Origin of the sequence: Escherichia sp. E2748 (genome assembly GCF_005781125.1) — a bacterium.
Classification (GTDB): Bacteria; Pseudomonadota; Gammaproteobacteria; order Enterobacterales; family Enterobacteriaceae; genus Escherichia.
The window spans coordinates 44,820-68,207 of the sequence record NZ_VATP01000001.1 but is presented as its reverse complement, the minus strand read 5'-3'; the positions used below and the strand labels follow the sequence as shown (position 1 = coordinate 68,207).

Genomic DNA, 23,388 nt, shown 5'->3' with positions numbered 1-23,388 from the left:
ATCAGAAGAACAGTGACGGATCGCCCGCCCGTTTGGTCAGGCGACCGTTTGCCATAATGCCCATGCTTTCCAGCCAGCGTTCAAACTCCGGTGACGGACGCAGGTTGAGTAACTGACGCACAGTGGCGGTATCGTGGAACGCCGTGGTCTGGTAGTTGAGCATGATGTCATCGCCCAGCGGCATCCCCATGATGTAGTTGCAGCCTGCGGTGGCGAGCAGGATCATCAGGTTTTCGTTGAGGTTCTGGTCAGCGTCAGCGTGGTTGGTGTAGCAGCAGTCACAGCCCATAGAGATGCCGCTCAGCTTGCCCATAAAGTGATCTTCTAAGCCCGCACGAATAATCTGGCGGTCGTTGTAGAGATACTCCGGCCCAATAAAGCCGACCACGGTGTTGACGATAAACGGATCGTAATGACGCGCCAGCCCATAGTTACGCGCTTCCATCGTCACCTGGTCAGCGCCGAAGTTAGCACCTGCGGACAGCGCAGAACCTTGTCCGGTTTCGAAGTAGAGGCAGTTTTCCCCGGCGATACGGTTGAACTCCGCGCCCACTGCGCGCGCTTCATCGAGCATCGCCAGTTCCACGCCAAACTCTTTCAGCCCTTTTTCGCTGCCGCAAATACTCTGGAAAATCAGCCCGCCCGGCGCGCCGCGACGAATCGCTTCAATCTGGGTAGTGACGTGCGCCAGCACGCAGCCCTGGGTCGGAATGTTGTATTTGTCGATCACGCCATAGATGGTATCCAACACGCGGCTTAAGTTTTCCACGTCGTCAGTCACTGGGTTAACGCCGATCACCGCATCGCCCACCCCGAAGGAAAGCCCTTCGTAGATTTGCGCGGCGATACTTTGCACGTCGTCACGGGTATCGTTCGGCTGCAAACGGGCGCTAAAGGTGCCCGGAATACCGATGGTGGTATTGGCCTTTTTGATAACCGGCATTTTCTTCGCGCCGTAGATCAGGTCCGCGTTGGAGCAAATCTTCGCTACCGCCGCGACCACTTCCGAGGTCAGCCCTTTGCGGGTAAAGGCAATGTCGTCCACGCTGGTTTCATCGCTCAGCACATACTCACGCAGTTCGCTGATGCTCCAGTTTTTAATCTGGTTGTAGGCCGTTTCGTTAACGTCGTCCTGAATCAGCCGCGTGACGCAGTCATCTTCATAGGCAATCACCGGATTATTGCGGATGTCCGCTACGGTCATTTCCGACAACACCTGCTTTGCCGCCACGCGCTCCTGTGAGCTTGCCGCTGCAACGCCCGCCAGCACATCCCCCGAACGCAGTTCGTTGGCTTTTGCCAGCACCTCTTTTACATCCTTAAACTGATATACATTGCCGAACAATGTGGTCTTTAGTTTCATAAGTCGTTCCCTCAGGAAGGAAATGCGAGTGATTTCACCGTCACCGGCACAACCGATCCGCCAAAAAGAGGCGTACCAATGTCGATATAGTCCCCCGCGCGGACAATCACTTCGTCAATGACTGCCAACGGGAGTTGTTGTAGCTGTGGGCGCAACAACATGCCCAGAGCTTTACCAAAGTCCTGCCCGGCCACCACCAGCAGGGGATGCGGATTCGGAAAACGCGCGACGAAATCGACCAGCGCGTTGATGACCGTCAGTACCGCGGCGTAACGCACAGGCAGCGAGGCGGGAAGCGCCAGCACGTACGCGTCAGTTTTGGGATCAAGATCCAGCTGAATCAGCGCCTGTTGCCAGGCACTCACCAGATCCGTTTCATCAATTGGGATCGCCACCGGCAAATTACGCAGCGGCAGTTGTACGCCCTCCAGCCAGATTGTGCTGCCAGAGAGCGAAAGAGTATGTGCGCCCGCGCCAATCACCGTGGCGCGCACGGTTTGCGCCGGAAACTGCACGTTCATCTCACGCAGACGCGGATGGTCATGCAGCGCCGTTGCCAGAAGCGGGCCAATATCGGCAAAACAGAACGGATCGGCGGGCTGGTGGCGATAACATTCGCCCACGCCGCCAGAAAGCGTAATGATTTCGGGCGTAACACCTGCGGGCAGTAAACCGGTTTGCATCAATGCCTGCGCGAGCGGCGAGAGCGTTCCGTCAATCACTTCGACAATCAGTTCCGCCATCCGCCGGGTAACCTGCACCAGCTGCGCGCCAGTCAGCGAACGGGCGTCAGTGCCTGCGCCGAAACACTCATCCACAATCATCTGCCCCGGTTTATGGGCGTAAACCACGCGTCCCTGGCTGTCGGTTTCCAGCAGGCGACCGCCAACGTTGAGGCAGGCAGTACCGCTGATTTTTCCGGCATCGAACAGGGCGTAGTTCGCCGTGCCGCCGCCGATATCGATATTCAGTACCCGACACAGCCGTTGTTCAGAGAGGGTTTGCGCCCCGGCACCGTGACCCGCAATCACCGATTCGAGATGCGGTCCCGCGCTGGCGACCACAAAATCCCCCAGCGACTGGGAGAGCGTCATCACCGCCGGACGGGCATTGCGGGTTTTTGCGCTTTCGCCAGTAATGATGATGGCACCAGAATCAACGCTTTCCGGCGCAATGCCCGCAGCCTGATATTGCTCGAGGATTAAAGTTTTCAGCTCCGCTTCTTTTAAACCGCCCTGTTTATCGACAGGGGTAAAGAACACCGGACTTTGCCAGCTAATTTCGCGTTTGATGAATTCGTAGCGCGGCACCTGCGACACCGCCGCACGGTTAACCAGCTCCAGGTGGGAGAAAATCACCTGGGTGGTGGTGGTGCCGATATCGATACCGACGCTCAGTAGCTGGCGAGTGTTCACGATTGCGCCTCCGCTTCGGTTTTAGCCGCAGTCGCGTCTTCTTTTGGTACCAGCATCATCGCCACGCCAATTGCCGTTACGCCGCCGATCAACTTGCCGACAATCATCGGGAAGATCATGGCGTTCATGTTGGCAGCGGCGAAGCCTAAGTGGTCGCCCAGGGCGAAAGCAGCGGAAACGGCGAAGGCGCAGTTGATGACTTTGCCGCGGGTATCCATCTGCTTCATCATGCCAAACATCGGGATGTTGTTGGCAAGCGTTGCCACCATGCCGGCTGCCGCGATGTTGTTCATATTCAGTACTTTACCGACGCTCATCAGCGGTTTTTCAAACCAGCGAGTCAGCAGCAGCACCATTGGATACGCCCCTAACAGCACGCAGGAGATAGAACCGATAACTTCAATGGCGCGCATCACTTCACCGGGTTTATCGCCAGGAGCCATAAAGATAGGGTCCAGACCGGGGATCAGTTCCCAGCCAAGGAGGAATTTCACTACCGCAGCGGCAAGACCGAGGGTGATCAATGCAACGAGGAATTTGGCGAAGATCTGGAAGCCGTTGATCATTTTTTCCGGGATGAATTTCAGCCCCAGCGCCACCAGTACCGCGACGATAAGTACCGGGATCATGTTCATCAGGATCAGGGCGAAGGTGAATTCCACTGGCTGACCGTTGATTTGCACGCCGGAATACATAGCCACCAGACCACCAGCAATACAGCCAATCGGAATGGTCACAATGCCCGCCAGCACGCCGAGCGCCAGATAACGACGGTCAGAAGGTTCGATAATGCCGAGCGCCACCGGAATGGAAAACACAATCGTTGGCCCCATCATCGACCCGAGAATTAACCCAGAGTATAGCCACGCTGCTACGTCGCCGCCCGCCAGCTCTTTGGCGAGGAAGAAGCCGCCCATATCGCACGCCAGCAGCGTTCCGGCGAACATTGACGGGTTTGCGCCGAGCATTTCGTAAACCGGGATAATTACCGGCCCGAGTACGTGAGCCAGTACCGGTGCCAGCGCGGTCATACCGACCATCGCCAGACCCAGAGCGCCCATTGCCATAAAGCCTTCTTCGAACTGACCGCCTGATCCTTCGATACTTTTACCGAACTTACCGAGGAAACGAGCAGAACCGCCGAACTGCGACAGGATCCTGTCTACGGCAGCTATCAGCATAAAGAACATCATGATGTACATGATGATTTCGTTAATTCCCATCGCCTTTACTCCCTGTTAGTTGTTATTTATTGGCGGATGCGGCGTAAACGCCTTATCCGCCCTACATGTGCAATCCCGAAGGCCGGATCAGACGCGGCAAGCGTCGCATCCGGCAATTGCACCGCGCCACTGGCGGATGCGGCGTGAACGCCTTATCCGCCCTACATGTGCAATCCCGTAGGCCGGATAAGACGCGGCAAGCGTCGCATCCGGCAATTGCACCGCGCCACTGGCGGATGCGGAGTGAACGCTTTATCCGCTCTACATGTGCAATCCCGTAGGCCGGATAAGACGCGACATGCGTCGCATCCGGCATTTATTGCGCCGCTGCGTACAGGCCGACAATCTGTTCCAGGCTGGCGGTACGCGGGTTGCTGCGCAGACAAATATCTTCCAGCGCGGCCTGCGCCCATGCGCGGTAATGTCCGGTTGTTGCACCCACGTCAGCCAGCCGCTTGTTGATCCCGACTTCCGCAATCAACTCACTTACCGCGTTAATAGCGTCACGATCGTCGGATTTTTTAGTTCGCAGTGCCCGACCAATCTGACTAAACCGATCACGACAAACCATCCGGTTAAATTCCATCACCGTTGGCAGCAACATGGCGTTCGCCAGACCGTGTGGAATATGCAGCGCCGCCCCTGGCTGATGCGCCATCGCGTGGCATAACCCAAGCCCCGCACTGGAAAACGCCATTCCCGCCATACATGAAGCCAGTAACATGCTCTCGCGCGCGGCAAGGTCATGACCGTAGCCCACCGCTTTCGGCAGCGATTTGCCAATCATCGCAATGGCACCAATCGCCAGACTGTCGGTAAACGGTGTGGCGTTCAGCGCGCTGTACGCTTCAATGGCATGGGTTAACGCATCAATGCCAGTCATCGCCGTGACATGCGACGGCACACCTTCGGTCAGTGCGGCGTCGAGAATCGCCACATCCGGCATCAGCGAGGCATGGGCTAACACCTGCTTACGCCCGCTCACCGCATCGATAATCACCGTTACGTTGGTGGTTTCAGAGCCGGTTCCGGCGGTAGTCGGAATGGCAATCAGCGGCAAGCGCGATTGCAGAACGCTGGTTTCTGACATTTCTGCCAGAGTGCTATCCGGGTTTGTCACCAGCAACGCCACGGCTTTCGCCGCATCCAGCACCGAGCCGCCGCCAAACGCGATCACTCCGTCACAACCTGATTCACGCAACTGTGCCACGGCTGCACACACGTCGGTGATGCACGGTTCGCCCACCGGACATGGCCAGAGCGTCATGGCGATGCCTTTAACAGCCAGGCTGCGCGTCAGCCCGGCTGTCATCCCCGCCTGATGCAAAAAGCTGTCTGCCATCACGAACAGATGTTTCAGCCCACGCGTTTGCGCTTGCTGCCCGCAACTACTCACCGCGCCCGGACCGCAAAGCGTCACCGGTGGAACGCTAAATGTTTTTACCCGTTGCAGATTCAGGGTATCGAACGCCTGAAAGAGCGCGGCCTGCAATTCATTTTGCATATAGCCCCTCCGCTTTCTCTCGCCCACTACTGGCGATCGCCAGCGGGGTCATAAACAAACTGTGCTGCGGTAGATGCACCTGTAACGCCGGGAATTGTTTGCGAAACAGTTCCGCCACGCCCGGTTGCATACAGGAGCCGCCCGCAAGCCATAAATCAGTAATGCTCTGCCCTTCAATATGCCGGGCGACAATGTCCGCCATTTTTTCGTACACCGGTTTCACCGCGGGCCAAATCTCGTCACCGTGACCGCGCTTGTACTGCTCTGCCTCTTCCAGCGGAATACGACGATTTCCGGCGAGAGTCAGAGAGATGTGATGTCCGCCAGTCGCTTCATCCGCCGAGTACGTCACCTTGCCCTTTTTCACGATGGCAATGCCGGTAGTGCCGCCGCCGATATCCACTACACCGGCGTTGTCCAGTTGCAGCAGATCCGCGACTGCGGTTGGCTCATCCAGCACATGGCTCACTTCCAGCCCAGCAGATTCCAGCACGTTGATGGAAATACGCGGGTCCGTACCTGGAGGAAATGAAGTCGCCGCATGGCTAAAACGAAGACCGAATTGCTGCTCAAGAGTGTCGAGATGGCGACGAACAATGGTGACCGCGCCGAAGAAATCCCAGACGATGCCGTCGCGAACCACATCGGCCCAGTCGAGGCATACCGCCACCGGCTGACCGTCGCGGTCGACAACCATCGACACCACATCGCAGGTGCCCAGATCCACCCCCAGCCACAGCGGGGATTCCGTCACGGCAGGCGTCTGGTTACACAGCGTTGCCGCTGTTTGCAGACGTGGGGTGAGCCATTGTTCGTCGTGCGCCATCGGTTACTCCTTAAACAATGCGAAACGCATCGACTAATACACAGCGACGCAGACGGACAAACGTCCGCGCGCTGGTTACCCCTTCACCGGTTGGCGTGGTGATGGTCATGGTGGTCCAGCCTTCCCCGCCCAGCCCCAGCCCGGCAATGCACGGTCCGTTCTTAACGAAAATGCTGGTATCAATAGCGTTCGCCATCTGGTTCATGTTCTCAATATTGCGCGAGTGCATTGCCGCCGTGTGGTGGCAACCGCCTTCCAGTTTCACCGCCAGCGCAATGGCATCCGCCACGTTGGCGACGCGCACGACGGGCAGCACCGGCATCATCAGTTCAGTCACGGCAAACGGATGTTCTGCAGTGGTTTCCACAAACAGCAGTCGCGTTTGTTCCGGAACTTTAAGGCCGATTGCCGCCGCGATTTTCGCCGCATCGCGACCAACCCAGTCACGGCTGACAGTACCTTTTCCGCGCTCGTCGATATTTTTCAGCAACACCGGTTGCAATTGCTGCGCCTGCTCTGCGGTCAGTTTCACCGCGTGCTGGCCTTCCATCAGACGCATCAGTTCATCGGCTACGCTATCAACAACAATCAGTACCTTTTCGTCGGCACAAATGATGTTGTTATCGAAAGACGCGCCTTTAACGATGGACTGAGCAGCACGGGCGAGGTCAGCGGTTTCATCCACCACTACCGGCGGGTTGCCAGCGCCTGCGGCAATCAGACGTTTATTGGTGTGTTTACGCGCCGCTTCTACTACCGCTTCGCCGCCGGTCACCACCAAAAGGCCGATGCCCGGAAACTTGAACAAGCGTTGCGCGGTTTCGATATCCGGATTGGCCACAGTAACCAGTAAGTTTTCCGGCCCGCCTGCGGCAACAATCGCCTGGTTGAGCAGCGTGATCGCCCGCTGGGAGACTTTTTTCGCCGCCGGATGCGGGGCAAAAATGACGCTGTTGCCCGCGGCAATCAGGCTGATGGCGTTGTTAATTACGGTTGCCGCCGGGTTAGTGGACGGCGTTACCGAAGCCACTACGCCCCAGGGCGCGTTTTCAATTAAGGTCAGGCCGTTGTCGCCGGTCAGCACCTGTGGTGAGAGGCACTCAACGCCCGGTGTGCCGCGCGCCTGAGCAACGTTTTTGGCAAATTTATCTTCGACGCGGCCCATGCCAGTTTCACTGACGGCAAGTTCCGCTAAATCTCTGGCGTGTTTTTCGCCTGCTTCACGAATGGCAGCAATGGCTAACTGGCGCATTGCCACGCTCTTTAACCCTTGCTGGGCAATTTTGGCTGCCGCAACAGCGTCATCCAGGGACGCGAAAACGCCCATCTCATGAACGGCGGCGGGCGGCGTGTCACTGCTTTGCATTTTCAGCAGTACCGCTTTCACCACCTGTTCAATATCCTGTTGATTCATGATGTTCTGCCTTATTTGTGGAAAATTACCTGACCGCCAGACACCACCTCATCGACGATGCCAATCACGCACAGATCGACCGGTGACGTTTCGCTTTTATGCGCCTGGCGGGCGGAACTGCCACTCACCAGCAACACCCACTCCCCGGTTCCCGCGCCAATATTGTCGATGGCGACGGCGCATTGCCCGTCAGGATTACCTTGTGGATCAATCATTTCCACCATCAGCAATTTGTCATGCGCCAGTCCGTGATGGCGTACGGTACAAACAATTTGTCCAGTGACGACTGCCAGTTTCATACCCGCCTCCGTGGCGTATTTCAGGTAAAAGCTCCCCCTACCCTCCGCAGAAGGTAAAATGAAAAAGGAGAGAGCGTGACGCCCGAATCGACGTCACACAGGGTGATTACAGGTTGCTGCTATCGCCTTTCAGGCCGATCGGGAAGACTTCTTCCAGGTCGCCGTGCGGACGCGGGATAACGTGTACAGATACCAGCTCGCCGATACGCTGTGCCGCTGCGGCACCGGCATCGGTCGCCGCTTTACAGGCTGCAACATCACCACGAACCATGGCAGTACACAGGCCGCCGCCAATCTGCTTAACACCAACCAGCTTGACGCGCGCAGCTTTCACCATCGCGTCAGAAGCCTCAATCAGTGCAACCAGGCCCCGGGTTTCGATCATTCCTAATGCTTCCATTGTGCTTTCCTCTTTATCAGGGTCCAGAACGGGACCGTTCATTCAACCAGTGTTTGTAAACTGCTTTCGCGGTTCACTTCTGTCTGACGCGGCACAGCTGCCACCAGCGCCAGCTCGATAATTTCCTGCACGCTACAACCACGAGAGAGATCGTGCATCGGCGCGGCAAGTCCTTGTATCAATGGCCCGACGGCACGATATCCGCCAAGTCGTTGTGCGATTTTGTAGCCAATATTTCCGGCTTCCAGCGACGGAAAAACCATCACATTGGCTTTGCCCTGTAGCGGGCTGGCAGGCGCTTTTTGCGCCGCCACTTCCGGCACGAAGGCGGCGTCAAACTGTAACTCGCCATCAACCACCAGCTTTGGTGCGCGCTCACGGACGATTTCTGTCGCCTGCTGGACGTTGGCAACGCAGGGGTGACGGGCGCTACCGTTACTGGAAAACGACAGCATCGCCACGCGCGGCTCTTCTCCGGTGATGGCGCGCCAGGTTTCGGCACTGGCAAGCGCGATATCCGCCAGTTGCGCCGCCGTCGGCTGTGGCACCACGCTGCAATCGGCAAAGCCCAACGCCGGGCCGCTGTACTGTGGCAACATCAGGAAAATGGAAGAGAGCGTTTTACAGCCTGGCTGCAAGCCGATAATGCGTAATCCGGCACGCAGCACATTCGCCGTGGAAGAGAGGTTGCCCGCGATACAGACATCCGCTTTACCGGCGCTGACCATTGCTGCGGCGAACATCAGCGGATCGGTAAGTTTTTCCAGCGCATCCGGCGGCGTTTTTTCGCCCGCGCGGGCCAGCCAGCGATGAGCAAATTCTTCCCGCATTGCGAGGTTGCCATGCGGATCAATAACCTGTAGCCCGTCCATCGCTACGCCATGACTGAGCGCAAACTGACGAAGTTCAAACGGATTGGCGACCAGAATGGGCGTTGCCAGACCTTGTTGATGTAAATATTGCGCAGCTTTCAGCACACGTTGATCTAACGCATCCGGAAAAACCACTCTGGCGGGCGCTCGCAACGCCAGTTCACGACAACGTTCAATAATCATTGCGTTTCCCCCAGTCGTTGTTGGATCTGCTTCACCGTTAGCGGCTGCTTCGTTACGCTCAGGATCATCATCACGTAGACAGTGCTCGAAAGGCGGTTCAGCGCCTGCAAGATGTCCGGGCGTAATACTTCAAAGCTGCGGGTGATAAACACCTGCGCCGCTACGGTTTCGGTTTCCCGCACTTTGGTGCGTAGCAGATTGAGCAACGCCGCATCGCGCCCGTGGCTGGCTTCCGGCACCAGATGATCGTGGTCGAGATAGCGCAGCGGCTGATGAGAAAGCCGATGCAGATCTTCGTCAGAAAGCCCGACAATCGCTTGGCAGCCCAGCGGTTCCCCCAGCGCATCGGCACGCATAATGTTGCCAAGACGCGAACGGATATCCGCCAGCCACGGCTGCCACGGTTCCGCCAGTTCAATTTGCAGCCACACTGCCAGCGCAATGGTGCTGTCGAGAACCGCGCGAAAACCCAGACGCGGATCGCTTTTGGCGACCATTTTTTCCGCCGACAGGTGAGTCAGCGTATCCGGCTTTTTTGCCACCGGCTGGCGGCACAGTTCGCAGCACGCCTGCGGATGTTCATCGCTACTGGTCAGCCCGTGAACGGGCTGTGGCTGCTGCTGTTCATCGTCAACAAACAGGCTGCCCTGCTCGTCAATAAACTTGATGCGCAGATGGCGGCTTTCCAGTAACTCCCGGGCAGAGGGCGTCAGGCGACTGTGCGCAGGAAGATGGATCTCTGCGCCTTCGCTGAGCGTATGGTTCGCTCTTAGCCATGCTTCGGTGATGAAATCTTTCATAGGGATTGCCAGTTAGCCGGCCAGGCGACATACAGGAATTTCACGCTGGATGTCGTACCAAATTCGATGCTGGAGCCTTTCGGGATAAACATCACGTCACCCGCTTTGGCGATCATGGTTTCGCCTTCGTGGCGAACATGCAGCTCCCCTTCCAGCACCATGTCGATTTCGTCGTAGTTCAGGGTCCACGGGAAGAAGGCGTTGTCCCACTGCATAAAACCGGCAGCCATGCTGCTGCCGTCGTCTCCGGTCACAAGATCAGTCAAGCCCACGCAATGCGGCTCTGCGCCATCAAAGCGACCAAACTTGACGCTGCTGCCATCAATCACTTTGATACCGCCTTTGCCGGTCACCGATTTGAAGCTCGGCTGCATTGCGCCCTGCTCCAGCGACTGTTTTTCCTTCATCACTTTTTCCATCAGCTGCGCGACCAGGCTTTCGGTAAACTGGCCTTCCGGCAGCTGGGCGATAATGGTTTCGCGGATGCGCTGGCTTTCGGTTTTATCGGCTGGCACGCTGGCGGGCACGGACGCCGTTACCGGGATCGATTCATCACATTCGGTGATGGTAAAACCCAGTAGATCCGCCACTTCACGGGCTTCCGGGGTAATAATGCTGGCGCGCAGAACCACGGACATTGCCTGTTCGCCGCGCGCGTGTGCTTCACGAATATCATTCGCTGTGATGAGTTTTTTCACCTGCTTCCTCCTGTTTGGTGAGAGATGCCAGATAATCCACCAGTTGCTGCACGCTTTGCGGGTCGTGGCTGTTTAGCTCGAAAATCGGCTCTTCGAAACCCGTCTCAAGCAATAACTTTCGCGTTGCGGCGACGTCAGCATCTGGCATGTCCGTTTTACTGATGACGGCGATTTGCCGTTTGCTGACGCCAATATCCAGCAACCCGGCAGGCAACCGACTTTCCGGGTCATTCGCGCCGTGGACATAGATCAGCATGTCCACATCCTGTAGCGTGGTAATTAAGGCGTGATACCAGCGGGGATGGCTAAAATATTCACCCGGCGTATCAATATCGCCCTTATCATTAAATTCCACGGCCTGTGTTTTTCTGGCGAGGGTATAATTCCCCTGCAACGCATTAAATAACGTTGTTTTTCCTGCCCCGACGGTACCCACAAACGCAATTCGTTTCATGAATGCCTCGTATTAACTTTTGGTCATTTCACACAGCGTATAATTTAATAAGCGTCCTAAACCACTGACGGTTTGTGATAACGCCTCTTCTACTGCGCCCACCGAGCCATAAATCACCAGCGCGCCGCTAAAACGGTCGAGAAAACCGATATGCACATCAGCGGCTTTCAGCGCTAAATCACCGGCGATCATCGCCGTTTCGCCGGGAGTTAGCGTCATAATGCCAATTGCGCCAGCATCCGGAACGCCGATTTTCTTCGCCAGTTCTTCACCCGGATGCGCAATCAAATGCGCCAGCGTGACCTGTTTCCCGGGTACAAATTCCTGAATGATGCGTTCTTTGTCCATGAGTCGCCGCCTGTAAAAAACGTGCGTGTATCGTGACAATTTTTCGTCAGAGTAAATAACAAAATTCGGCAAGCGTGTTTAAAAGGTGAGGTAGATCACTAAGAATGGAGAGATATTTACCGTGATACATAAACTTTCATATGCAGAGCATGAATAAATATATTGCTTTATTTTATGTCGGGTAATTTATTTGCTATTAGTAAAAGCAGTAAGACGTATTAATAATATAAAAATCGCTTACCCCGAATTACTCAGGGTAAGCGTGATAGTTAAGCAAGAATTACAGCGGTTGGGTTTGCGCTTCAACCACGGCGAGCGCCACCATGTTGACGATACGACGCACTGACGCGATCGGTGTTAACACGTGAACCGGTTTCGCCACGCCCATCAGCACCGGGCCGACGGTGACACCTTCCGAGCTGGAAACGCGCAGTAAGTTGTAACTAATACGAGCAGCTTCCATGTTCGGCATCACCAGAATATTAGCGGAACCTTTCAGGGTGCTGTCCGGCATACGGTCGTTGCGAATCGCTTCTACCAGCGCCGCATCACCGTGCATTTCGCCATCAATCATCAGCTCAGGCGCACGTTCCCTGACCAGCTCCAGCGCTTTACGCATTTTGCTCGACGACGGGCAGTTGGAAGAACCGAAGTTGGAATGCGACAACAGAGCAACACGCGGCTCAATACCGAAACGACGGACAGTTTCTGCCGCCATCAGCGTGATCTCCGCCAGCTCTTCTGCGTCTGGGTCATCATTAACATAGGTATCAGCAATAAAGGTGTTACCACTCGGCAGCAACAGCGCGTTCATTGCGCCTGCGGTGTGAACGCCATCGCGATAACCAAAGACATTTTTCACTACGCTAAAGTGTTCGTGATAATCGCCCACCGTTCCGCAGATCATCGCATCGGCTTCACCACGCTGAACCATGATCGCACCGATCACCGTCGGGTTGCTGATCAGCGCACGTTGTGCCTGTTCCTGAGTGACACCACGACGCTTCATGATCTGGAAGTATTCGCTCCAGTACTCTTTAAAGCGTGGATCGGATTCGTTATTGACGATCTCAAAATCAACGCCCGCTTTGATCTGCAAGCCCAGTTTCTGAATACGCATTTCGATCACGTTCGGACGGCCAATAAGGATCGGTTTTGCCAGTCCCAGGGTTACCAGTTCCTGCGTCGCATGCAGAACGCGCGCCTCTTCCCCTTCCGGCAGAACAACGCGCTTCGGCGCTTTGCGAGCCTGGGAGAATATCGGCTTCATAAACAGGTTGGTTTTGTAAACGAACTCGGTCAGCTTGTCGATGTAGACGTCAAAATCGGCAATCGGGCGCGTCGCCACGCCGGACTCCATTGCCGCTTTGGCGACCGCAGGGGCGATCTTAACGATCAGGCGCGGATCAAACGGTTTTGGAATGATGTATTCGGGGCCAAAGCTCAGATCCTGATCGCCATACGCAGAAGCCACCACTTCACTCTGTTCGGCATGGGCCAGTTCCGCAATCGCGCGGACTGCCGCCAGTTTCATCTCTTCATTGATAGCCGTTGCGCCAACATCCAGCGCGCCTCGGAAGATGAACGGGAAGCAAAGCACGTTGTTAACCTGGTTCGGATAGTCGGAACGACCGGTACAGATGATGGCATCCGGACGCACTTCTTTCGCCAGCGGCGGCAGAATTTCCGGTTCTGGGTTCGCCAACGCCAGGATCATCGGCGCGCGGGCCATTTTCTTCACCATTTCCTGAGTCAGCACTTTCGGGCCGGAACAACCAAGGAAAATATCCGCGCCTTCAATCACATCGTCGAGGGTACGTTTGCCGTCATCCACCACCGCGTAAGCCGCTTTGGTTTCCGCCATGTTCGGCTCACGACCCTGATAAATAACGCCTTTTGAGTCGCATACCACGATGTTATGTTTTTGCAGACCCAGCGCCACCAGCAGGTTCATACAGGCAATTGCCGCTGCGCCCGCACCAGAAACTACCATCCGTACGTCAGAGATATTTTTCTCTACTACGCGTAAGCCGTTGAGAATGGCGGCGGTGCTGATGATTGCCGTCCCGTGTTGGTCGTCATGGAATACCGGAATGTTCATCCGCTGGCGCAGTTTCTGTTCAATATAGAAACATTCTGGCGCTTTAATATCTTCGAGGTTGATACCGCCGAAGGTCGGCTCAAGTGCGGCGACCACTTCGATAAATTTGTCCGGGTCGAGTTCATCAACTTCGATGTCAAACACATCTATCCCGGCGAATTTCTTAAACAGAACGCCCTTACCTTCCATCACCGGTTTGCCTGCCAGCGCGCCAATATTACCCAACCCCAGCACCGCCGTACCGTTAGAGATAACTGCCACCAGGTTACCGCGCGCGGTATATTTGTAGGCGTTTAACGGATCTTTTTCGATTTCAAGACAAGGCGCGGCGACACCCGGTGAATAGGCCAGCGCCAGATCGCGCTGGGTTGCCAGAGGTTTGGTCGGAGAAACCTGGATTTTTCCTGGTACAGGAAATTCATGGAAATCAAGTGCACTTTGTTTTAACTGCTCATCCATTTGGTTGTTCCTTTCACGTAACGTTCACAAAAATAGGTGTGGGCAACTGCCTCAGCCCACAACGTGGCGCACATTATTACCTTGCCGGAGCTTCGAGATTCTGAGCAAGCCCAAACTCTCTCCCATCAAATAATGTTTTGGTAATAATCCCATAACACTGATGTTACCTGCTTCATCCAGCAATACCATGCCTGTCTGCTATGCTTTTTTGATGCGTTTAGCGAAATTTCTCAGAAGTGTGAATTAACGCACTCATCTAACACTTTACTTTTCAAGGAGTATTTCCTATGAACGAGTTAGACGGCATCAAACAGTTCACCACTGTCGTGGCAGACAGCGGTGATATTGAGTCCATTCGCCATTATCATCCCCAGGATGCCACCACCAATCCTTCGCTGTTACTCAAGGCTGCCGGTTTATCACAATATGAACATTTAATAGACGATGCTATTGCCTGGGGAAAAAAAAATGGCAAGACCCAGGAACAACAAGTCATCGCGGCCTGCGACAAACTGGCAGTCAATTTCGGTACAGAAATTCTCAAAATCGTACCCGGTCGCGTGTCGACAGAAGTTGACGCACGCCTCTCTTTTGACAAAGAAAAAAGTATCGAAAAAGCACGCCATCTCGTGGAGTTGTACCAACAACAGGGCATTGAGAGATCTCGCATTCTGATCAAGCTGGCCTCCACCTGGGAAGGAATTCGCGCAGCAGAAGAACTGGAAAAAGAAGGCATTAACTGCAACCTGACGCTGCTGTTTTCCTTTGCTCAGGCACGGGCCTGTGCAGAAGCGGGCGTTTTTCTGATTTCGCCGTTTGTAGGTCGTATTTATGACTGGTATCAGGCGCGCAAACCGATGGACCCGTATGTGGTAGAGGAAGATCCGGGTGTCAAATCTGTGCGCAACATCTACGACTACTATAAGCAGCATCGCTACGAAACCATTGTGATGGGTGCCAGCTTCCGTCGTACCGAACAAATCCTCGCGTTAACCGGCTGTGACCGTCTGACCATCGCGCCGAATTTGCTGAAGGAGTTGCAGGAAAAGGTTTCGCCAGTGGTTCGCAAACTGATCCCGGCATCGCAATCCTTCCCTCGCCCCTCCCCGATGAGCGAAGCGGAATTTCGTTGGGAGCACAATCAGGATCCGATGGCGGTAGAAAAACTGTCTGAAGGCATCCGCCTGTTCGCCGTTGATCAACGCAAACTGGAAGATCTTCTTGCCGCCAAATTCTAAAACCAGCCACGGAGTGTTTTATGTCCCGAAAAGACCTTGCCAATGCGATTCGCGCGCTCAGTATGGATGCGGTGCAAAAAGCCAATTCTGGTCATCCCGGCGCGCCGATGGGCATGGCCGATATTGCCGAAGTGCTGTGGAACGACTTTCTCAAACATAACCCCACCGATCCGACCTGGTATGACCGCGACCGCTTTATTCTTTCCAACGGTCACGCCTCGATGTTGCTCTACAGTTTGCTACATCTGACTGGTTATGACCTGCCGCTGGAAGAGCTGAAGAACTTCCGTCAGTTGCATTCGAAAACCCCAGGTCACCCGGAGATTGGCTATACGCCAGGTGTTGAAACCACCACCGGTCCACTTGGACAAGGTTTGGCGAACGCGGTTGGACTGGCGATAGCGGAGCGCACGCTGGCAGCGCAGTTTAACCAGCCGGATCATGAGATTGTCGATCACTTCACCTATGTGTTTATGGGCGACGGCTGTCTGATGGAAGGTATCTCTCACGAAGTCTGTTCACTGGCAGGAACGTTGGGACTCGGCAAGCTGATCGGCTTTTACGACCACAACGGTATTTCGATTGATGGTGAAACCGAAGGCTGGTTTACCGACGATACGGCAAAACGGTTTGAAGCCTACCACTGGCATGTTGTCCACGAGATCGACGGCCACGATCCGCAGGCGGTCAAGGAAGCGATCCTCGAAGCGCAAAGCGTGAAAGATAAGCCGTCGTTGATTATCTGCCGCACGGTGATTGGCTTTGGTTCGCCTAATAAAGCGGGTAAGGAAGAGGCCCACGGCGCCCCGCTGGGCGAAGAAGAAGTCGCGCTGGCACGGCAAAAACTGGGCTGGCATCATCCACCCTTTGAGATCCCCAAAGAGATTTATCACGCCTGGGATGCCCGCGAAAAAGGTGAAAAAGCCCAGCAGAGCTGGAATGAGAAGTTTGCCGCTTATAAAAAGGCCCATCCACAACTGGCTGAAGAGTTTACTCGCCGAATGAGCGGTGGTCTGCCGAAGGACTGGGAGAAAACGACTCAGAAATATATCAATGAGTTGCAGGCGAATCCGGCGAAAATCGCTACCCGTAAAGCGTCGCAAAATACGCTTAACGCCTACGGCCCTATGCTGCCGGAGCTGCTTGGCGGTTCGGCGGATCTGGCCCCAAGTAATCTCACCATCTGGAAAGGGTCTGTGTCGCTGAAGGAAGATCCCGCAGGGAATTATATTCACTACGGGGTACGCGAATTTGGTATGACTGCTATTGCCAACGGCATTGCACACCACGGTGGCTTTGTGCCGTATACCGCAACGTTTCTGATGTTTGTTGAATACGCCCGTAATGCCGCGCGGATGGCGGCACTGATGAAAGCGCGGCAGATTATGGTTTATACCCACGACTCAATTGGTCTGGGCGAAGATGGTCCGACGCACCAGGCGGTGGAGCAACTGGCAAGTCTGCGCTTAACGCCGAATTTCAGCACCTGGCGACCGTGCGATCAGGTGGAAGCGGCGGTGGGCTGGAAGCTGGCGGTCGAGCGTCACAACGGGCCGACAGCGCTGATCCTCTCAAGGCAGAATCTGGCTCAGGTTGAGCGTACGCCGGATCAGGTTAAAGAGATTGCTCGTGGTGGTTATGTGTTGAAAGACAGCGGTGGCAAGCCGGATATCATTTTGATTGCTACCGGTTCAGAGATGGAAATCACCCTACAGGCCGCAGAGAAACTGGCGGGAGAAGGTCGCAATGTTCGCGTGGTTTCCCTGCCCTCGACCGATATTTTCGACGCCCAGGATGAGGAATATCGCGAGTCAGTGTTGCCTTCTAACGTTGTGGCCCGCGTGGCGGTAGAAGCGGGTATAGCCGATTACTGGTACAAATATGTTGGTTTGAAAGGGGCGATTGTCGGAATGACGGGTTACGGGGAGTCTGCTCCGGCGGATAAGCTGTTCCCGTTCTTTGGCTTTACCGCCGAGAATATTGTGGCAAAAGCGCATAAGGTGCTGGGAGTGAAAGGTGCCTGATGCTGATTGCCGGATGCGTCTTATCCGGCCTACCTGTCCCCGCCATGATGTTTAACGGGTGATCCACAACGTGGGCCAGGCGTCTGGCCCATGCCAGTTATCGCAGGTCGGTTCTGCGGCGTAACGCACCAGGCGAAAACGCTGGCCGTCAAAACGCCAGCGCGCCTGAATGCCACAATCGCTTAATCCGCGACCTTTCGCTAAGGTCACCAGTTCACGCGTTTTTTCATCAAATGTTGCGTTCATCAACTCCAGTTCATTCGTCTCCTGACCGTTGTTGAACGGCAAGCGTAACCGTACCGGGCGCGAGGCCAGTGGCTTTTTACGCGATACAATCCATGCCAAATCAATGGTGTTATAAGCACCTGCCTCACAGCTAATCATCATTAATGCTTTATCATCGGTCAGTGCCGTAACGCTCACTTCACGACGCAACGGATCAAGCGAGCAGCGCAGACCATTCATCCGCCAGTTACCATAATCCAGCAAATCGTTACGTTCTTCGAGTGAGAGTGGTGTCGGCGTTGGGTTAACCACCGCGACCTCTTTCAGCGCAGGCGCGGGCGGTACGCTGAGCGGCGGTTCGTCCCCTTTCTTTATCCACGCGGTTTCACTGCCAACGCGCTTTTGCTGGGCATCAATAAACAACAACGCCGCTTTTAATCCATTCAAAGAAATGGTCTGATCGCCATCGCGTAAGGTGATTGCCTTCCCTTCCTGAATCATCTGCAAAAACGTGGTGATGGTTGCCGTATCATCGGTTACTAATAACCATGGTGAAATCCGCCACTTGTCACCACTTAACGCCAACGGCTCACCATCTAACAGCAGCCGTGGCGCTATTTCCCCTTCCGACACATCCGGTGATTTCAACCCGCCGCGCTCAATACGTAAAACGGCGTCGGTATGCGCCCCGGCGCTGCGGCTCAGGGTCATCACCAGTCCATTATGATCGCCAGTATTGCGTGCCACACAGAAGTTTTGGTTATTACAGGTGACCTGCCAGTCGGAAAACGCCCGTTGTGCTGGTGCCGCCCACGCCAAAGACGTCGGCAACAAAGCGAAAAAAAAGAGAAGAAAAATGCGATAGCGCATGGACGGTACGACCCCAGAAGTTCAAACAAACAGCACAAGTCGTATCTTCGTTGCGCAGGTAGCGCGGCTCAATCGGATTTATCGGATTGAGCCAATAATAAACAACGAAATATTATTGTTATTTTTCAGTCCATTAAATGTGACGTTTGCAAATAGTTAAGCAATAACACCGTCTTACCGTCACGTATCTCGCCGGTTTTGATCATCTCCAGCGCCTGGCTGAACGGCAGCTCGAGCACTTCAATATCTTCATCTTCGACACCGCCACCGGCGTTAGCGCGCTGATTGTCACTGTATTCGGCGATAAAAAAGTGGATTAGCTCAGTCACACCGCCTGGCGACATATACAGTTCAAATAATTTGCGCACTTCGCCCACTTCATAGCCCGTCTCTTCAATCGCTTCTTTGCGAATACAGACTTCCGGTTCGTCGTTATCCAGCAGCCCGGCGCAGGTTTCAATCAGCTGCCCGCTTTCATTGCCATTAACCCAGGTAGCGACGCGGAACTGACGAATCAGAACTACGGTCTTTTTCTTCGCGTTGTAGAGGAGGATCGTCGCACCATTACCGCGATCGTAAACTTCACGTTTATGGCGGATAACTTCGCCATCTTTGCGGGTAAGATCGTAGGTAATGTTGCGCAGGGTGAAATAGTTATCGGAGAGAATTTTGTCTTTGATGAGGGTGATTTGTTGCGTCATACCGACTCCACAGCGCGAAATGAACAATTATCTTACGCTGTGAAGTCGGGTTTGTCTGCGTAGGCTATCAGTGAGATTTGACTGATTTTACGCCTAGCCAGTCAATGATCCCCTGTGCCGCATGACGTCCTTCTGCCATTGCGGTAACCACCAGATCCGCGCCACGCACGGCGTCGCCACCGGCGAAGATTTTCGGATTGGTGGTCTGGTAACGGTACTGGCTTTCAACGTCCGCCACGATGCGGCCCCACTTATCCACCGTTACACCGTGCGACTCCAGCCACGGCATCCCGTGCGGGTTGAAGCCAAATGCCATGATCACCGCGTCGGCTGGCATCACAAATTCACTGCCCTCAATCGGTACCGGACGCCGACGCCCTTGTGCATCCGCTTCGCCAAGACACGTGCGCAGGAAACGAATCCCGCAGACGTGACCTTGTTCATTCAGCTCAATCGCCACTGGCTGAACATTAAACTCGAAGTTCGCCCCCTCTTCGCGGGCGTTCTTCACCTCTTTTTTCGAACCTGGCATGTTGGCTTCATCACGACGGTAGGCACAGGTGACGTTGCTCGCGCCGTGGCGCAGCGCAGTACGCACACAGTCCATCGCGGTATCCCCACCGCCCAGTACTACCACATTCATCCCGGCGGTATTAATAAATGGCTCTTCCGGTAACTCTTCAAGTCCCATCACTTGTTTGGTGTTGGCAATGAGGAACGGTAGCGCGTCATAAACGCCCGGCGCATCTTCATTGGGTAAACCCGCTTTCATGGAACGGTAAGTGCCTACGCCAACGAAGACTGCATCGTATTGTTCCAAAAGCGAATCCAAAGAGACATCTTTACCCACTTCACAATTGAGTTCGAAGTGAATCCCCATCGCGCTGAAGATTTCCCGGCGGCGTGCCAGCAGGGATTTATCCAGTTTGAAAGAAGGAATGCCGAAAGTGAGCAAGCCACCGATTTCCGGATGGCGATCGTACACCGTCACCGCCACGCCATTGCGGGTCAGAACATCCGCACAGGCCAGCCCTGCCGGCCCCGCGCCAATAATCGCCACTCGCTTGTCGACTTTGGTGACATGACTTAAGTCAGGACGCCAGCCTTTCGCCAGCGCCTGATCCGAAATGTAGCGTTCAATATTGCCGATAGTCACCGCACCGTGCTCATCGCGAATAGTACAGGCACCTTCGCACAGACGGTCTTGCGGGCAGACGCGTCCGGTAATTTCCGGCAGGGTGTTGGTCTGGTGAGAAAGCTCAACGGCGGCGTCGATGTTTCCGGCTTTCACCAGTTCAATCCATTGTGGAATGTGGTTATGCAGTGGGCAGGTCCATTCACAAACGCTATGCTCGCCGCACTTCAGGCAGCGCGAGGCTTCCCGTTGTGCCTGGTCGGCACGAAACGGCAGATAAATTTCATCAAAACCAGTTTTGCGCGCTTCAATCGCCAGTTTATCCGGCTCGCCACGCGCGGGCGTTGCCTGCATTTGCTCGACTTTACTCATTACCGGCATTTCTTGTGCCGCGGTACTGGCATGCCACGGTTGATGTTCCTGCCGCGCGGTGCGCAGGCGGCGGGATTTCGCCATGCCGGAGAGTGCAGCGTCAGTGACCAGTTGCAGCGCGTCCGCCGGGCAATTCTCGACACAGGCAGGGCCGTTTTCGCGCCCTGCACACAGGTCGCATTTATGCGCGGTGGCTTTAACTTTACCCACGGCGACGGGCGTCAGGACGATTTGCATCGTACCAAATGGACAGGCCACCACGCAGGATTTACAGCCAATACACTTTTGCTGATTGACCTGAATGCTGTCATCAACGTGGCTGATCGCGCCATTAGGGCAGCTACGGGCGCAGGGCGCATCTTCACAATGGTGACAAGTCACTGCGCTACGTTGCTGCTGATGTTTAATAACCGTAATTCGGGGGTGGAAATGGTGCTGACTCAACACGTGTTGCTCATCATTGTGAGCCATCACACAGGCCACTTCACAAGCATGGCACCCCAGACATTGCTGACTGTTGGCCATAATAAAACGATTCATAACGACCTTCTTTTTTGGTTGTAAAAACCTTATTCTTTATATGAGTGTTGTTATTACCCGACTTAAACGGGGATCGGCAATGTTCATGTGCCCAGAACAAGTAACTATTTCGCTATAAACTGTGGCAGATCAAATAATCTCATCGCTTATCAAATTGCGTTTCAGCGAGCTGTAACATTCATTATTTTATGTGGAGAAGACGCGTGTGATTGTCAAACGCCCCGTCTCGGCCAGTCTGGCCCGGGCCTTTTTTTACATTGTGCTGCTGTCGATTCTTTCCACGGGTATCGCTCTGTTAACTCTGGCGAGCAGTTTGCGCGACGCTGAGGCTATCAATATTGCCGGATCGCTGCGTATGCAGAGTTATCGTCTGGGTTACGATCTGCAAAGCGGAAGTCCACAGCTTAACGCACACCGCCAACTGTTCCAGCAGGCACTGCATTCACCGGTATTAACCAATCTCAACGTCTGGTATGTGCCAGAGGCAGTAAAAGCCCGCTATGCGCATCTGAATGCCAACTGGCTGGAGATGAATAATCGGCTCATCAAGGGTGATTTGCCGTGGTATCAGGCCAATATTAATAATTATGTTAATCAGATAGACCTGTTCGTGCTGGCTCTACAGCACTACGCCGAACGAAAAATGCTGCTGGTGGTGGCGATTTCGCTGGCTGGCGGTATTGGCATTTTCACGCTGGTCTTTTTTACTTTGCGCCGCATACGCCATCAGGTGGTAGCCCCGCTGAATCAACTGGTTACCGCCAGTCAGCGTATTGAACACGGGCAGTTCGACTCGCCGCCGCTGGATACCAGCCTACCCAATGAACTGGGCCTGCTTGCAAAAACCTTTAACCAGATGTCGAGCGAGCTGCATAAGTTGTACCGCTCGCTGGAAGCGTCAGTAGAAGAAAAAACTCGCGATCTCCACGAGGCCAAGCGTCGCCTGGAGGTGTTGTATCAGTGTTCGCAGGCACTGAACACCAGCCAGATTGATGTGCATTGTTTCCGCCATATTTTGCAGATTGTTCGCGACAATGAGGCTGCTGAATATCTGGAGCTGAACGTTGGGGATAACTGGCGGATTAGCGAAGGGAAGCCAAACCCTGAGCTGCCAATGCAGATTTTACCGGTCACCATGCAAGAGACGGTTTACGGCGAGTTGCACTGGCAAAATAGCCACGTGTCATCATCAGAACCACTGCTTAACAGCGTTTCATCGATGCTGGGACGCGGTTTGTACTTTAATCAGGCGCAGAAGCATTTTCAGCAGTTGCTGTTGATGGAAGAACGCGCGACCATCGCCCGCGAACTGCACGACTCGCTGGCCCAGGTGCTTTCTTATTTACGTATCCAGTTGACGTTACTGAAGCGTTCGATACCCGAAGATAACGCCACTGCACAAAGTATCATGGCCGACTTCTCCCAGGCGCTGAATGATGCTTATCGGCAGTTACGCGAGCTGTTAACCACTTTCCGACTGACGCTACAGCAAGCGGATCTTCCCTCTGCGCTGCGTGAAATGCTGGATACATTACAAAACCAAACCAGCGCCAAACTGACGCTCGACTGCCGTCTGCCAACCCTGGCGCTGGATGCGCAGATGCAGGTGCATTTGTTGCAAATTATTCGCGAAGCGGTGCTGAACGCCATGAAGCACGCCAACGCCAGCGAAATTGCCGTTAGCTGCGTCACCGCGCCGGATGGCAATCACACAGTTTATATTCGCGACAACGGTATTGGCATCGGTGAACCGGAGGAACCCGAAGGCCATTATGGTCTGAATATCATGCGCGAGCGCGCGGAAAGATTGGGTGGGACGCTGACTTTTTCGCAACCTTCCGGCGGCGGCACGTTAGTGAGTATTAGCTTTCGCTCTGCGGAGAGCGAGGAAAGCCAGCAGATATGATGCTGCCTACTATTCATT

20 protein-coding genes are annotated in these 23,388 nt (G+C 54.6%); 3 read left to right on the top strand and 17 right to left on the bottom strand.

All coding sequences use genetic code 11. The features are described 5' to 3' along the window. Position 1: 1 nt before the first annotated feature. The 14 genes from eutB to maeB form a co-directional block, all read right to left on the bottom strand. Positions 2 to 1,363 carry an ethanolamine ammonia-lyase subunit alpha gene (eutB, locus tag FEK42_RS00280; RefSeq protein WP_000769975.1) on the bottom strand — a complete coding sequence of 454 codons (1,362 nt, stop codon included), beginning with the start codon at positions 1,361 to 1,363 and terminating at the stop codon, positions 2 to 4. Between the two features lie 11 nt (positions 1,364 to 1,374). Continuing rightward, positions 1,375 to 2,778 carry an ethanolamine ammonia-lyase reactivating factor EutA gene (gene eutA, locus FEK42_RS00275; RefSeq protein WP_096843166.1) on the bottom strand — a complete coding sequence of 468 codons (1,404 nt, stop codon included), beginning with the start codon at positions 2,776 to 2,778 and terminating at the stop codon, positions 1,375 to 1,377. Further along, positions 2,775 to 4,001 carry an ethanolamine utilization protein EutH gene (eutH, locus tag FEK42_RS00270; protein WP_000512386.1) on the bottom strand — a complete coding sequence of 409 codons (1,227 nt, stop codon included), beginning with the start codon at positions 3,999 to 4,001 and terminating at the stop codon, positions 2,775 to 2,777. Before eutH ends, eutA begins: the two co-directional genes overlap by 4 nt. Before the next feature lie 316 nt (positions 4,002 to 4,317). Continuing rightward, positions 4,318 to 5,505: an ethanolamine utilization ethanol dehydrogenase EutG gene (gene eutG / locus FEK42_RS00265; RefSeq protein ID WP_135492879.1), complete on the bottom strand. Its 1,188-nt coding sequence runs from the start codon at positions 5,503 to 5,505 to the stop codon at positions 4,318 to 4,320. Continuing rightward, on the bottom strand, positions 5,495 to 6,331 hold the full coding sequence (gene eutJ / locus FEK42_RS00260) for an ethanolamine utilization protein EutJ (protein ID WP_135492880.1): 837 nt from the start codon (positions 6,329 to 6,331) through the stop codon (positions 5,495 to 5,497). Before eutJ ends, eutG begins: the two co-directional genes overlap by 11 nt. Positions 6,332 to 6,341: 10 nt before the next feature. Beyond that, on the bottom strand, positions 6,342 to 7,745 hold the full coding sequence (locus FEK42_RS00255) for an aldehyde dehydrogenase family protein (protein WP_001075662.1): 1,404 nt from the start codon (positions 7,743 to 7,745) through the stop codon (positions 6,342 to 6,344). A gap of 11 nt (positions 7,746 to 7,756) precedes the next feature. Beyond that, complete coding sequence (gene eutN / locus FEK42_RS00250; RefSeq protein WP_000762196.1) at positions 7,757 to 8,044, bottom strand: ethanolamine utilization microcompartment protein EutN; 288 nt, start codon at positions 8,042 to 8,044, stop codon at positions 7,757 to 7,759. Positions 8,045 to 8,150: 106 nt separating this feature from the next. Next, positions 8,151 to 8,444: an ethanolamine utilization microcompartment protein EutM gene (gene eutM, locus FEK42_RS00245; protein ID WP_000387713.1), complete on the bottom strand. Its 294-nt coding sequence runs from the start codon at positions 8,442 to 8,444 to the stop codon at positions 8,151 to 8,153. 38 nt (positions 8,445 to 8,482) lie between these two features. Next, positions 8,483 to 9,499, bottom strand: coding sequence for a phosphate acetyltransferase (gene pta / locus FEK42_RS00240; protein WP_000582977.1), 1,017 nt, complete (start codon positions 9,497 to 9,499; stop codon positions 8,483 to 8,485). Continuing rightward, positions 9,496 to 10,299, bottom strand: a complete 804-nt coding sequence (gene eutT / locus FEK42_RS00235; RefSeq protein ID WP_023281406.1) for an ethanolamine utilization cob(I)yrinic acid a,c-diamide adenosyltransferase EutT — start codon at positions 10,297 to 10,299, stop codon at positions 9,496 to 9,498. Before eutT ends, pta begins: the two co-directional genes overlap by 4 nt. After that, a complete protein-coding gene (gene eutQ / locus FEK42_RS00230; RefSeq protein ID WP_047668824.1) occupies positions 10,296 to 10,997 on the bottom strand; it encodes an ethanolamine utilization acetate kinase EutQ in 702 nt (233 codons plus the stop codon). The genes eutT and eutQ overlap by 4 nt, the downstream gene beginning before the upstream one ends. After that, the gene (eutP, locus tag FEK42_RS00225; RefSeq protein WP_000820782.1) at positions 10,972 to 11,451 is read right to left on the bottom strand and encodes an ethanolamine utilization acetate kinase EutP; all 480 of its coding nucleotides are present in this window, start codon (positions 11,449 to 11,451) and stop codon (positions 10,972 to 10,974) included. The genes eutQ and eutP overlap by 26 nt, the downstream gene beginning before the upstream one ends. Before the next feature lie 12 nt (positions 11,452 to 11,463). Beyond that, positions 11,464 to 11,799: an ethanolamine utilization microcompartment protein EutS gene (gene eutS, locus FEK42_RS00220; RefSeq protein ID WP_000356956.1), complete on the bottom strand. Its 336-nt coding sequence runs from the start codon at positions 11,797 to 11,799 to the stop codon at positions 11,464 to 11,466. A 280-nt stretch (positions 11,800 to 12,079) separates the two neighbouring features. Then, positions 12,080 to 14,359 carry an NADP-dependent oxaloacetate-decarboxylating malate dehydrogenase gene (gene maeB, locus FEK42_RS00215; RefSeq protein WP_130207423.1) on the bottom strand — a complete coding sequence of 760 codons (2,280 nt, stop codon included), beginning with the start codon at positions 14,357 to 14,359 and terminating at the stop codon, positions 12,080 to 12,082. A gap of 287 nt (positions 14,360 to 14,646) precedes the next feature. On the opposite strand from maeB, the gene tal reads away from it, so the two are divergent. After that, the gene (gene tal / locus FEK42_RS00210) at positions 14,647 to 15,597 is read left to right on the top strand and encodes a transaldolase (RefSeq protein ID WP_130207425.1); all 951 of its coding nucleotides are present in this window, start codon (positions 14,647 to 14,649) and stop codon (positions 15,595 to 15,597) included. Positions 15,598 to 15,617: 20 nt separating this feature from the next. Further along, a complete protein-coding gene (tkt, locus tag FEK42_RS00205) occupies positions 15,618 to 17,621 on the top strand; it encodes a transketolase (RefSeq protein ID WP_135492881.1) in 2,004 nt (667 codons plus the stop codon). 51 nt (positions 17,622 to 17,672) lie between these two features. On the opposite strand, the gene FEK42_RS00200 is transcribed toward tkt, so the two are convergent. The 3 genes from FEK42_RS00200 to aegA all read right to left on the bottom strand — a co-directional run bounded on the left by FEK42_RS00200 (position 17,673) and on the right by aegA (position 21,464). Beyond that, on the bottom strand, positions 17,673 to 18,716 hold the full coding sequence (locus FEK42_RS00200) for a DUF1176 domain-containing protein (protein WP_135492882.1): 1,044 nt from the start codon (positions 18,714 to 18,716) through the stop codon (positions 17,673 to 17,675). Positions 18,717 to 18,841: 125 nt separating this feature from the next. After that, positions 18,842 to 19,417, bottom strand: coding sequence for a GDP-mannose pyrophosphatase NudK (nudK, locus tag FEK42_RS00195; protein ID WP_089641172.1), 576 nt, complete (start codon positions 19,415 to 19,417; stop codon positions 18,842 to 18,844). Positions 19,418 to 19,484: 67 nt separating this feature from the next. Next, positions 19,485 to 21,464: a formate-dependent uric acid utilization protein AegA gene (aegA, locus tag FEK42_RS00190; protein ID WP_135492883.1), complete on the bottom strand. Its 1,980-nt coding sequence runs from the start codon at positions 21,462 to 21,464 to the stop codon at positions 19,485 to 19,487. Between the two features lie 205 nt (positions 21,465 to 21,669). Here aegA and narQ point away from each other — a divergent pair, with 205 nt between their 5' ends. Then, positions 21,670 to 23,370 carry a nitrate/nitrite two-component system sensor histidine kinase NarQ gene (gene narQ / locus FEK42_RS00185; RefSeq protein WP_130207433.1) on the top strand — a complete coding sequence of 567 codons (1,701 nt, stop codon included), beginning with the start codon at positions 21,670 to 21,672 and terminating at the stop codon, positions 23,368 to 23,370. The last annotated feature ends 18 nt before the right edge of the window (positions 23,371 to 23,388 follow it).